The sequence below is a fragment of the Litoribrevibacter albus genome (assembly GCF_030159995.1).
Classification (GTDB): Bacteria; Pseudomonadota; Gammaproteobacteria; order Pseudomonadales; family Litoribrevibacteraceae; genus Litoribrevibacter; species Litoribrevibacter albus.
This window is the reverse complement of record NZ_BSNM01000015.1, coordinates 225812-238428: the sequence shown is the minus strand read 5'-3', so window position 1 is coordinate 238428 and position 12617 is coordinate 225812. Positions and strand designations below refer to the sequence as shown.

Genomic DNA, 12617 nt, shown 5'->3' with positions numbered 1-12617 from the left:
CATCCACAAACCTTATTCCGAGCATAAAAAAACCGGCCGAAGCCGGTTAGAGGTTGGAATTATGACTAGGTCATAATCCCTCCAAAAGAGCTTCAAGGCTTTCTTCAACCCCGACGGTACTCTGAACTTCCTGAAGCGCTCTCGGATGATCCATCCCCACTGCATCCGCAATTTGATTAGGGAACTGTTGAATAATCTCTTCTTCGCTAAGTTTCTCCTGATGTGCCTTACGCAAAAAGATTGCAATATTAATAATTCCGGCCATGTTAGAAACTTCGCTATCGGCCAACGGATCACAATGACTGGCAATTCCTTCGCACATTTCGTCAGGGAAACGCCATCTTCTTGCTAATTCGGCCCCCACCTGAGCATAGTCATACCCAAAAACCTGTTGCTCAGCTTCTCTGCGATCCTTACCTTCTTTCACCATAGCTTCTACCCCCACACTTTCTTGAGGGTAAACTGTATGCATCAGAACGATACCAATGGAATATAGCATACCTGCCGTAAATGCCGTTTCAGGGTTGGTATCCGTATAGTTGGCAATCCATCGTGATAACTCAGCCACAGCAAAACTGTCTTTCCAAAACGCCTTTCGATCAAAGCCCGGAGGTACAGTTACGGCGCCGGAAATCCCTGACGCCAAGACCATCGTTCGCAACATGCTCAACCCCAACAACACAACAGCATCATTGATGGTTTTAACTTCTCTTGAAGAACTGAATTTTGCCGAGTTCGCAATTCTCAACACTTTCGCTGAGAGCACCTGATCTTTCGAAATTTTATCCGCGATATCATCGATATCAATGGAGTCTTCATCCTTAAAGCTTTCAATTAATTCCTGAACCACTTTTGGAATATTTGGGAGCTGTTTTGAACTATCGAAAATGGCTGCTAATTCCATATACATCCTCATGTAGACGATTCCCGCCGATCACCAGGCACCTCAATATCAGAGCAAAACCCGATGATCACACCAACCGAAACAGGCATGAAATCATGACACCAAATTCGGTTAGACGAGAGTTACTTCTTAGAACCTTGTTATTCTCAGGACCCTTTCTGATCCACACATTTGAGTGTAGACAGTATCCAGGACATCTACCGATTTTTTTCGTTAACCTAATGTTACCGTCACTATAAAAAGCAAACTAACCCATTAATAAATAAGAGTTTTAAATTTCAAGACAGTAAAAATAACAAAAAGATATAAAGGAATTTTTTAGAATTATCAGCAAGAATGCTTCTCACCCACACATTGACATCAAGATAGGTTACGAATCACTTACATTTACCCATATTCCAGGGCCTCAATACCTTACCTAAAAAGCGATAAAAACAACTACTTAAAAACAACAAAAAGCAGCATGCATTTTATTATGTTTTACGCTGCTTTTTTGTTAGTATGCCGATCAATTTTCAATCAACCAATTTAAGAAGTACTTGATGAGCGATAGTAAAACCAACACTGCATCTGGCAAAGGAAAGGTCGGGTTTGTTTCCTTAGGCTGTCCTAAGAATACCGTAGACTCCGAGCGCATTCTGACTCAGCTAAAAACCGAGGGCTACGAGATTTCCCCGAGCTATGATGATGCGGATGTTGTTCTGGTAAATACCTGTGGATTCATTGATAGCGCGGTCCAGGAATCCCTGGATACCATCGGTGAAGCCATTCGGGAAAACGGCAAAGTCATTGTGACCGGCTGTTTGGGGGCCAAAGAAGACGTTATTCGCGAAGTTCACCCGAATGTTTTGGCCGTAAGTGGTCCACATGCCTACGATGAAGTTATGAACCAGGTTCATGAAGTGGTTGAGAAACCAGTTCACAACCCATTTGAAAGCCTGGTTCCTGATACTGGCGTCAAGTTGACACCAAAACATTACGCTTATCTTAAAATATCTGAAGGTTGTAACCATCGCTGTACCTTCTGCATTATTCCATCGTTCCGTGGTGATTTGGTTAGCCGCCCTGTTGGCGAAGTTCTTCATGAAGCCAAGCGTCTTGCGGATGCCGGTGTAAAAGAATTATTAGTTATTTCTCAAGATACCAGTGCTTACGGCGTAGACACCAAATACAAACTAGACTTCTGGGAAGGTCGTCCGGTTAAAACCCGTCTAACCCAGTTATGTGAGGAACTGGCAAAATTCGGGATTTGGGTTCGCCTGCATTATGTATACCCATACCCGAATGTTGATGAACTGATTCCGTTAATGGCGGAAGGTAAGATTCTTCCGTATTTGGATATCCCATTCCAACACGCCTCACCTAAAGTGTTGAAAAACATGAAGCGCCCTGCTCATTCTGAAAAAGTGTTGGAGCGCATCAAGAAGTGGCGCGAGATCTGCCCGAACATTGTGCTTCGTTCAACGTTCATTGTTGGCTTCCCTGGCGAGACAGAGGAAGACTTCCAGATGTTGTTAGACTTCCTGGAAGAAGCTCAGTTGGATCGTGTCGGCTGTTTCAAGTATTCGCCGGTTGAAGGCGCTACAGCTAACGAGCTTCCAGATCAGGTAGATGAAGAAATCAAACAAGAGCGCTGGGAGCGCTTCATGGAAGTCCAGCAACGCATCAGTGCCGCAAAGCTACAAGCGAAAGTAGGCACCATCATGGATGTGATTGTTGACGAAGTGGTAGAAGAAGGCGCCGTGTGTCGTTCATTTGGTGACGCACCGGAAATTGATGGCCAAGTATTCCTTGATAACCAGGTTCACCTTAAACCGGGTGAGATCGTTACCGTCGAAATCGAAGAAGCCGACGAATACGATATGTGGGGTCATCTGGTGTAATCAAAACCACCTACACACCATTACACATAAAAGGGGATGTCACACATCCCCTTTTTTATTACTTCTGACCCGTCCTGCAATAAGTTGACACTTTCCAACAACCCAGCACTCATAGATCACGTCTTAAGAACTTGTTTAACAAACTGAAGAGCTAAACACATAGAGAATTAAGCACTGAGCGAATTAATCACTGAGCGAATTAATCACTGAGAACATTAATGAGCACCACAAGCACCATAGAAATCCAGCAGTGTCTTTCTATTCACCGTATGATTAAAGGTTGTAATGTGAGGGCCAGAAGAATCAACCCAGGTTACCTTCGGAAACTGATTCATTAACAATCGCCCTTGGTCATAGGGTACAACCTGATCATCAGGCGAGTGGAACTGCAGTACACGCGATTGGATCTGACCAGCGTAATCCTCTGGATTTAAGTCCGACGGTAATAACCAACTGGCAGGATACGCAAAAGGCCAAAATAACCAGGATCGTTGAAAGCTGATTCGAGCCATATCGCTAAATGATGCAAAGCCTGCATCCAACACAATACACTCCGGTTGTTCTTCCAGCTGGGCTACAGCCATGGTGGTTAGAGACGCCCCAATGCTTTGCCCCAGGACAAACACAGGCAATTTATCCTTTTCCGAACGAGCCAACATCCATTGATACGCCAACTGCATATCTGAAAGAATCTCAGGAAGAATCGGAACTCCGGTAGACTTACCATATCCACGATAATCAACCGCCAATACCTCATAGCCTTCTTTAGGCAGCCAGTGAATGCTTCCAAAATGAGTACTGATGTTTTCGGCGTTTCCGTGGAAGAAAACAACTCGTCCTTTCACCTCTCCTTGTGGGTGAAACAACCAGTTGCTCAGTGTCTCACCATCAGAGGTTGTTAAAGTGATAGTTTCATAAGAAAGGCCATGATCCTTGGGGTCATGAACATATTGAGTACTCGGATAAAAGTAGAGCGTTGTTAATGACCGGCATCCTGCCATCATCAAAAACAACACTGTTATCCCGACTAACTTTATAACCTGCATTAAGCCCGACATACGCACTCTTCTGTATTAATATCTCATGATCCCTGAGAGGTCTAATTTCGTTTATCAAAAATAGAAACGATAACTCGCAAACGCTTCCATAAAGGTATCTTGCTTATGCCACTCATAACCAAGAGAAAAACGAAGCGCATGATTCACAGATAAATTAATGTTTTGATCGAATGAGCCTTTAATCCGGTATTCACCATTCAAAAATTTATAGCCATTGATGTCCCACTTCTGAGCGCCAAAAGTGGTGTTATTCAACACACCAAATGCAGCACCAAACGCAGGCTCTGCAAAATACTCAAAATCCTTATTGTGCTCTAATCGAGCAGTCAGTAATCCATAGGCAGCAATATCATCGGTCACTTCGTAGGTATGCCCTGCACCGGCATTCACTTGAAGAACGCCCGTATCATCGTATTCGCTGAATACTCGTTCATAACCAACGTTCACTCGCCAGGACAAAGGGGTCAAAAAGCGATTTCGTTTGGAGATTGAATTAATATCCAACAAGTCAAAACGATTAAACTTCAACCCTGCATCTTCGTAATACCTAAGTTCGGTATTAGCAAACATAATTTGAGCACCGCGTAGATAGCCCTGCTCATTATCCAAAAGATCGTGATAGTTCACCCTGAAATTAATTTGCTGATAAAAGTCATCGTTACGCTCACCCAGCCCAAAAGAAAGCATGCTGGTTTCATGACCTGTCTCTGGCGATGCGGGTTCTTTCACAACCAACTCTTCTGACGGCAATTTATTCAATGCCAATAACAGACGATGGCTACGCTTTGCCATCTCTTTGCTACGCTGCACTTTACGCTGCTGATACCGTAAAAAGCTGTAGGCTAATTGAATGACATCCGCTTTCTCTTTGTCTTCTAACGCCTGAAATTCCGGGCGTTCCATCACGTCGATGTCATCAGCCAATTCCCTCGCTAAGATCTGACTCTCAGAAGATAAGGATTTAATGCGGGTCCGCAACACACTCACTTCTGACGGCCTGAATCGAATTTCATCGACCATGCCTTGATCAATCACCACTCGAACCGTATTCGTAGGTATCACAGCATAATTGAACTGATCCGTCAGGTTGACCTCAGGTCGAACCAATTCCAATAATTCCAATAGACGGAAAGAACAGTTCTCATCCAAAAAGAAGTAATCAAAGTTAATATCTTTAAGTTCCCATACATGTTGAAGAACTAAATCCACTTCTTTCTGCGTCAGGTTAAGCTTGTACTCCCACATGTCTCGATTTTCCATGCGGTTGTATTCTTTAATCTTCTCGAAATAGCGCATCATGTTGTAGACGCCTGGATAACCTCCGGCCAAACCACGATAGGCAAAAAAGATCGAGTTATCACCACTGTCGACATTGGCCCCAAAATTCAATGCATACGAAAGCCAATCCGATCCCTCTTCAATGTCTTTTGGATCAAATCGCAAAAGCGTATGACCAAACATGGAGGAAGGACTATTTAAGGTACTGGCAGGAAACACCAAAGATGCAGAATAGGCATTTACTTCTTTTCGCCACATCTGATAGTCAGAACAAGTGGCCTTCGGCAATTTATCAGAATCTATAGATAACTTTTCAGACAACCAGTTAAAGCGATAAACAAAACGGCATTGCGCCTGATCATTACCTTGAGTTTGAGTAGAGAACACTTGTTCCAAAGTACTTAATAACTCAGCCTCACTGTTTGTATCCCCGTCTTCCGCATAGAAAAAATCGGCATCATCCACATAACTGCTGTACCCCGAAGAAGAGAATGAATCTTCGTGATAATGCAATAAAGCACGCCAGGTAGAGTCTTCAGACAATTTTGCTTTGATTGCTTGTTCTTTTAACTGAACAAGATATTGATTGTCATTGGCCCGAGCATACGAAGACATTAAGCCTGTACTAAGGAAAACACCCAGAACCAGGAAAATAAAATGGGGCATATTTAAGAAACTAATGGACAACTTTTGGAGGGAAAATAAGAGTAGGACAGGATAAAAAATCTAACTAAAGAATGCCTCAAGGAGGCATTCTTTATAACCACTCAATTAAGCAGCGTATTTGCTTAGACGAGCGTCAGCTTTCATAACATCAAGAACAGCAGTCATTGCTTCTTCAGCAGTTACGTTTTCGCTTGGGAAGATAACTGCGAAGTTTTCGTGCATTACTTCGTCGAAAGTTGCGCGGTCTTGAGCTTCGATGTTCAATGCAACAGCAACAGTACGTAGTGCATCACCATGACCACGAGCAACGTCTTCTGAGAACTCATCCATGATAGCGCCAAGATCGATCATAGGCTTGCCACCGTATGTCAAAGTACCGTCAGCAGAACAGCCGTTAGTACCAGAAGTCATACCGAATGACGCATTACCTGAAGTACCGTTTGTAGTTGAAGCAACAACATGCATAGGTAGACCAGACTGGCCTTCGAACAACATGTTACCCCAACCACAGCTATCACCACCAGGTACTACTGCTGAAGCTGAGAAAGAAGCTGCCAAGAAACCTGCTGCCAATAAAGATCTTTTCATAGTAATTCCTCTTACTAACTTAATCTATTCGTCTTAAAAATGACTACATAGAATTTCAAATTTTGATTCGAACCTTTTCTACTTTAGATAAAAATCTCAGAAATGAGATAAAAATCTTTGTTTCAAAAAGTAAACACTCGTTTAAGAACCAGATTCCATTTTTAGAGTTCATATATCCACACGAACACTAACAATACTCAACATTACAACTTTGTTTATACAAGGTTACAAGTATGGAGCGAGCCCCGATTAAAATAAAACTTGATTCCTAAATCAAGAATCTTTGATTTTTTTTATTAGACGGAGTTAACAAAAACATGACATCAATAGCTAATTTATTGACTTAACTAAGAATAATTCAACAAAAAAGCTGGTTTGATAAATAGATATTAGCGTGTAAAAAGCAACGTCCGGCTCTAAGAAACAGAAAACCGGACTAATACAAATTACCTACACAGGAGTAATTACACGCTTTAGAGATTTACCTAGGCTACCAGGATGGAGCCTTTCATATACAACACAGCATCACCCTTTAGAGTGACCACCTGATCTGACACGATGCAAGCTAACTCACCTTCCCGCTCAGAAACCTGTCGGGCTGTTAACGTCTGCTTACCCAGTTTTTCCGCCCAAAAAGGTGCTGACACACAGTGCGCCGACCCCGTCACAGGATCTTCATCAATGCCAAACGCTGGCGCAAAATAGCGAGATACGAAATCCACATCTTTTCCTGGTGCAGTCACAATGACTCCTCGTCGATCCAGTTGAGCAAGGATTTTAAAGTCAGGAGATATTGCACGTACATCCTCTTCCGAAGGCAAAACCACCAGATAATCATCAGAAACCAAAGTCTCGGAGATTTCTAATTGCAGGCCTGAAGAAATAGCCTGAGGAACCTCTGCCACAGCTTCCGGCTTTAGATTCGGAAATGCCATACTGTAGCCTTCCGATTCCTTAGTCACAGTCAGTGGACCTTTGTATTTGGTTTGGAAAGTAATCTGATCATCACCAAAGCCCATTTCTTCAAAAAGCACATGGGCCGTAGCCAAGGTTGCATGACCACAAAGCTCTACTTCGCTGGTGGGAGTAAACCATCTCAAAAGCAACTCGCCTTGCTCATCTAAAGCAAAGAAAGCCGTCTCTGACAGGTTATTTTCAGCAGCTATTTTTTGTAATAGCTCATCATCCAACCACTCCGTCAACGGAACTACAGCAGCAGGATTACCCTTAAACAGTTGATTAGTGAAGGCATCAACCTGATAAATCGTTAACCAATTACTCATGACTTATCTTAATCCCCTAAAGTAGCAACCATAACGGCTTTGATGGTATGCATTCTGTTTTCCGCCTGATCAAAGACAATAGAATGTCTGGATTCAAACACATCTTCCGTCACTTCCATGCCATCCAAACCAAACTTCTGGTAAATCTCTTCACCCACTTTGGTTTCTCTGTTGTGGAACGCAGGCAAGCAATGCATGAATTTCACTTCAGGGTTTCCGGTCATTTCAATGACCTGTTGGTTAATTTGGTACGGCTTCAGCAGAGTGACGCGCTCTTCCCAGACTGAATCCGGTTCACCCATAGAAACCCAAACATCGGTATATAGGAAATCAGCGCCTTTCACGCCTTCTTCCACATCTTCGGTCAAGACAATTTTCGCGCCTGAAGCTGCTGCGATTTTTTGACAAGTCGCAACCAGTTCTTCTTCTGGCTGGCAGCTCTTTGGTGCTGCAATTCGGAAATCTAACCCCATGATCGCCGCGCCGACCATCAGGGAATTAGCCATATTATTGCGACCATCACCCAGATAACAGAACGTCATTTCATGCAGCGACTTGTGAGAATGTTCTTGCATTGTCAGAAAATCGGCCAGAATTTGGGTTGGATGAAACTCATCCGTCAAACCATTCCACACCGGCACGCCAGCGTGCTCTGCCAATTCTTCAACCACTGATTGACCATAACCACGGTATTGAATGCCGTCATACATCCGCCCTAGTACTCGCGCGGTATCTTTCATGGATTCTTTATGACCGATTTGAGAACCACTCGGACCAAGGTAAGTAACGTAGGCACCCTGATCTTGAGCGGCTACTTCAAATGCACAGCGGGTTCGGGTAGAAGACTTTTCAAAAATCAGCGCAATCTGTTTCCCTTTTAAACGAGGTTGTTCATACCCTCCGTATTTCGCTGCTTTTAAATTTGCAGCTAGGGACAACAAGAAACCAATCTCTTCTTGATTAAAATCCAGAAGCTTTAAAAAGTGTCTATTTCTCAAATTAAATGCCATGCATTTGTCTCTTCTATCAACGGCTAAAATTGAAGATACACTTCGACTTAAGCCTTCAATTTACGCTTTGTTACAGGGAACCCTGCACTCTACCTTTTCTTTCTGATTGACTCAATGGTTAACGACAGGCAACAGAAACAGATTAAGGGCGACATTTATCAGCGAAAATGTTACAACATCGTCTAAACTTGAGAGTAACTCGTTTGTCACAGTGATGACGCAGATGTTTGGATTTAATTGGCTTAAGTCGCCCTGCACAACAAAGACAACAAGTACGATCATTGTCGCCTTAAAGCATTATTCAAAAGAATTGACTTGAATTATGTCATCAAGGATTGAAAGGCGTAGACTTTGCTAAACTTAGAAGACTAAGTCCAAGAGATACCAAGGATGAATTGGTTTAACAACCTAAAAATTCGTTACAAGCTCGCTCTTATCGTATTGCTTCCCAGCATTACGCTTTTGGCCTTTTCAATTAAGGCTATCGAAGAAAGGTACAATGTTTACCAGGACTTTTCGACCACAGCCACTGACTTCCACGCCATTGATTACATTTATTCCATTGTTAGCGGCTTACAAACAGAGCGTACCCTAAGCCGAGTTTATCAAATTACAGAAAACCAAACCTACCAGGAAGCGTTGTTGAGACACAGAAAAGTGGTCGATAACGCAATCCATCAACTGGAACAATTTGTTAAACGCAGCGAGATCAGCAAGCGATTCAAAGACCCTAGAAGCCTTGATCCGGATCGACGAATCAATGATCCAGTCAATGACCTTAACCAACTGATCTTTGACCTGGAATCTATGCGCGATGTGCGCGCAGGTTTTGATAACAAGAACCCCAACTCTGACTATTTCTATTTCTTCTCTGACATCATTCAGACCGCGTTATATTTGGTAAAAGCCATTACAGCCACCAACCACGACCTATCTGTTCTTCAAAAAACCAATGTATCTAACTTATTGGCACGTATTGAAGAACAGGTAAGTCTTGAAACGGCACATGGATTAACCTTCATGAGCTCACCAGGCATAAACAACGATGAGAATAAGTTCTTACAAACCAATATGCTGGTTCAGAATGCATTGTACGATGACTTTCATTTCGAGTTAGCGACTGAAAAGCAAAAGAACATGCTTTACGGCAGTGAAAGCCAAACCACCTCTCAAAAAATCAATGAATTGAGAGACCAAATGCTGAACCTGCCTGCAAAACTGGAAATCATTCAGCAGTTAGAACATATTTTCCAAACACGATCGTGGTACAACTTATGTCAATTAGCGCAAGAAGGCAGTGAAGTCTCTCCACTCATTCGTTCAAGCAGCAGTCGTATCTTCATTCTTTTAGACAAATACCGCTTCCTTTCAAAAACCAAACCCGCCGAACACTCACCATTAAGGGCTTTAAACACACTACTAAACGGATGTGAGAATATTGAAAGCACTGATGATGCTAAATCGTGGATTGATGAGCTGAAACACAGCCTTGAATCTCTAAAAGAAGCGGCTCTTATTTTTGAATTAACCGAATGGTATGAGCTATCCAAGCAGAAAAGCGCCCACATTCATAACATTCGTCAAATCATCAGCCAACAGGCATTGAGTGAAATCATCGATCTCTCAGACAGCGCTCGCCATCAGCTGGTTCGCTACATTATCGTCACCCTCCTTGCGATTATCGGTTCTCTTTGGTTGGGTTATTTGCTGGTATCCAGAGCTTCCAATACGCTTGGCTCAATAAACAAGACACTATCGAGTTATGCCAAGAGCGGGCACTTTTCAAATAAAGTCTCTGTCTATGGAAATGATGAGATCAGTGAAGTAGCTCTTCACCTGAATCAGGTGATTGATGAGCGTGAATCCATGAATATTGCACTGGAACACAGTGAAACCAAGTTCCTGGAAGTGTGCCACGCCTCCAGCGAACCTATTTTCTTGATCCGTAACCACGAGATCATTGATTACAACCATTCTGGTGCCAACTTACTGAAGGCAGATGAAGACCGAATCAATGGTGCCAATCTGGGGCAACTTCTGATAGCACCACACATGAATGAGCCAGAGCGAATAAAAGAAATCAATCAACTGATTGATGATGCATCAAGTAATGGTTCTTCTCATAAAGAACTTAACTTCCTGGCACCTAAGCAAGATGACATTTCCATCATCCATATTTCGCTGATTTCTATGGTATTCCAGGGTGAAAATATCATTTACTGCGTGTGTAAGGACGTTACCGCTCAGAAACGTGCAGAAAAAGCACTGATTGAATCGAAGCGTGCAGCAGAAGCCGCTAACAAGACCAAGAGCATGTTCCTGGCTAACATGTCCCATGAGCTAAGAACCCCAATGAACGGGATTCTGGGCATGGCGTCACTGCTTCAAAAAACAGAACTTAATTCAGAACAAAACGAATACGTTTCAACCATTAATAATTCCGCCTCCACCCTTCTGAATATTCTGAATGACATTCTCGATTTCTCAAAAATTGAGGCCGGCAAACTACAAATCGAAATCCTTCCTTTTAACCTGGTGAGACTGGTTGAAGATGTTTCCGCCCTTTTGAATATCAAAGCCGCCGAAAAAGGAATTAATCTCGACACCCGTATTCAGCCTGACCTTCCGGAAGAACTGATTGGCGATTACGTTCGCATCAAACAAATTATTCTTAACTTATGTTCCAATGCGATTAAATTTACTGAACAAGGCCACGTGATGATTCATGTGAAGCGTGACCCATCAGTTCAGGTGCGTCCGTTATCCAACAAAGTACCATTAGTCATTGAAGTCGTTGATACAGGCTACGGCATTAACAATCAAAAGCTGAACGACATTTTCAGAGTCTTCACACAAGAAGACAGTTCCACTACCCGCCGCTTTGGAGGCACGGGTCTGGGATTAACCATCTCTCGCCAGCTTGCAGAACTGATGGGTGGCAAAATCTCGGTCGAAAGCATCAAGGGCCACGGATCTACCTTCAGCCTGCATCTACCATTAGCCGCGCCCAAAGGAGCTCCTGAGCTATTTTCCCGAGGATTAATGCAAGGCCAACACATTTGCCTGGCTTGTCAGGATGACAACGAACTGGATTCCCTCAAAGAAATTTTCAGACACTTTGGTGCCAGCGTTCATCCAGTTAAAACCAATGAACAGTTGGATCAATTATTTGCTCGCGAAGACGAAGTCTCCAAGGCCATTTCATTAATCCATATATCAGATGACTTTGACTACCAGTGCATTAACAGCGAGATGGAAAAGTTAACCCCTATGCACCCGTCCATGTGGGTTGTGTTTGCGAACAGCGCTCAAAATGACCTGTTACCAGAACCACTAATCACTGACTATTTTGATGGCTGTTATTCCAAAATCTATCGATACAGCATTCTGGAAGCAATGCTTCAGCGGTTAACAATCAAACAGGACACTCAAAAACAATTACTGACCAAGGCAGACCTGACAGAAAAGGACCTTCTGTTAGATTCAAACCAAAGCACCAAAGAAGCCAACTTTGCAATCTCGGTACTGTTGGTGGAAGACAACCCGGTCAACCAGCGAGTCGCAACACGCATTCTTGAGAAACTAGGGTGCACTGTAGATCTGGCTGAGGATGGAACCAAAGCGCTTGAAATGTTCCATCATAATTACGATGTCATTCTGATGGACTGCCAAATGCCTGTCATGGATGGCTTTGAAGCCACCCGAAATATTCGGGCAAGAGAAGCAAACCTAGGTGGTAAGAACTTAATCATTGCGCTCACCGCCAACACCATTGAGGGAGACAAGAAGAAGTGTATTGAGGCTGGCATGGATGACTTCATTCCAAAACCCGTCACAATGAATGCTCTTGAGGAGCTGTTAAGTAAGTATTTTAATCACCAGCAAGAACCTCTCTCAAACACCTTGTAACCGATACTGAGTACGCTAGGTTAAAGATTCAATAAAAG

8 protein-coding genes are annotated in these 12617 nt (G+C 43.1%); 2 read left to right on the top strand and 6 right to left on the bottom strand.

The genetic code is table 11. The features are described from left to right. Positions 1 to 70 precede the first annotated feature (70 nt). Complete coding sequence (locus QQL66_RS13490) at positions 71 to 904, bottom strand: HDOD domain-containing protein (RefSeq protein ID WP_284382077.1); 834 nt, start codon at positions 902 to 904, stop codon at positions 71 to 73. 542 nt (positions 905 to 1446) lie between these two features. Between QQL66_RS13490 and rimO the strand changes: the two genes are divergently transcribed. Further along, complete coding sequence (gene rimO, locus QQL66_RS13485) at positions 1447 to 2787, top strand: 30S ribosomal protein S12 methylthiotransferase RimO (RefSeq protein ID WP_284382076.1); 1341 nt, start codon at positions 1447 to 1449, stop codon at positions 2785 to 2787. Positions 2788 to 3002: 215 nt separating this feature from the next. Here the strand turns inward: rimO and QQL66_RS13480 are convergent, their stop codons facing one another. From QQL66_RS13480 to argF, 5 genes are all read right to left on the bottom strand, one after another. Next, positions 3003 to 3845 (bottom strand): alpha/beta hydrolase, encoded by an 843-nt coding sequence (locus tag QQL66_RS13480; RefSeq protein ID WP_284382075.1) that lies wholly within the window; start codon positions 3843 to 3845, stop codon positions 3003 to 3005. A 54-nt stretch (positions 3846 to 3899) separates the two neighbouring features. Further along, positions 3900 to 5738: an Lnb N-terminal periplasmic domain-containing protein gene (locus QQL66_RS13475; RefSeq protein WP_284382074.1), complete on the bottom strand. Its 1839-nt coding sequence runs from the start codon at positions 5736 to 5738 to the stop codon at positions 3900 to 3902. Positions 5739 to 5894: 156 nt separating this feature from the next. Further along, the gene (locus tag QQL66_RS13470) at positions 5895 to 6377 is read right to left on the bottom strand and encodes a DUF3015 domain-containing protein (RefSeq protein WP_284382073.1); all 483 of its coding nucleotides are present in this window, start codon (positions 6375 to 6377) and stop codon (positions 5895 to 5897) included. Positions 6378 to 6862: 485 nt separating this feature from the next. Further along, positions 6863 to 7660 carry a PhzF family phenazine biosynthesis protein gene (locus QQL66_RS13465; RefSeq protein ID WP_284382072.1) on the bottom strand — a complete coding sequence of 266 codons (798 nt, stop codon included), beginning with the start codon at positions 7658 to 7660 and terminating at the stop codon, positions 6863 to 6865. An 8-nt stretch (positions 7661 to 7668) separates the two neighbouring features. Then, positions 7669 to 8670 carry an ornithine carbamoyltransferase gene (gene argF / locus QQL66_RS13460; RefSeq protein WP_284382070.1) on the bottom strand — a complete coding sequence of 334 codons (1002 nt, stop codon included), beginning with the start codon at positions 8668 to 8670 and terminating at the stop codon, positions 7669 to 7671. 390 nt (positions 8671 to 9060) lie between these two features. Between argF and QQL66_RS13455 the strand changes: the two genes are divergently transcribed. Beyond that, positions 9061 to 12579: an ATP-binding protein gene (locus tag QQL66_RS13455; protein WP_284382069.1), complete on the top strand. Its 3519-nt coding sequence runs from the start codon at positions 9061 to 9063 to the stop codon at positions 12577 to 12579. Positions 12580 to 12617: the final 38 nt, after the last annotated feature.

Coding starts and splice junctions, on each gene's coding strand:
- QQL66_RS13490 (WP_284382077.1), bottom strand. CDS start 904: ATGGAATTAGCAGCCATTTTCGATAGTTCAAAACAGCTCCCAAATATT.
- rimO (WP_284382076.1), top strand. CDS start 1,447: ATGAGCGATAGTAAAACCAACACTGCATCTGGCAAAGGAAAGGTCGGG.
- QQL66_RS13480 (WP_284382075.1), bottom strand. CDS start 3,845: ATGTCGGGCTTAATGCAGGTTATAAAGTTAGTCGGGATAACAGTGTTG.
- QQL66_RS13475 (WP_284382074.1), bottom strand. CDS start 5,738: ATGTCTTCGTATGCTCGGGCCAATGACAATCAATATCTTGTTCAGTTA.
- QQL66_RS13470 (WP_284382073.1), bottom strand. CDS start 6,377: ATGAAAAGATCTTTATTGGCAGCAGGTTTCTTGGCAGCTTCTTTCTCA.
- QQL66_RS13465 (WP_284382072.1), bottom strand. CDS start 7,660: ATGAGTAATTGGTTAACGATTTATCAGGTTGATGCCTTCACTAATCAA.
- argF (WP_284382070.1), bottom strand. CDS start 8,670: ATGGCATTTAATTTGAGAAATAGACACTTTTTAAAGCTTCTGGATTTT.
- QQL66_RS13455 (WP_284382069.1), top strand. CDS start 9,061: ATGAATTGGTTTAACAACCTAAAAATTCGTTACAAGCTCGCTCTTATC.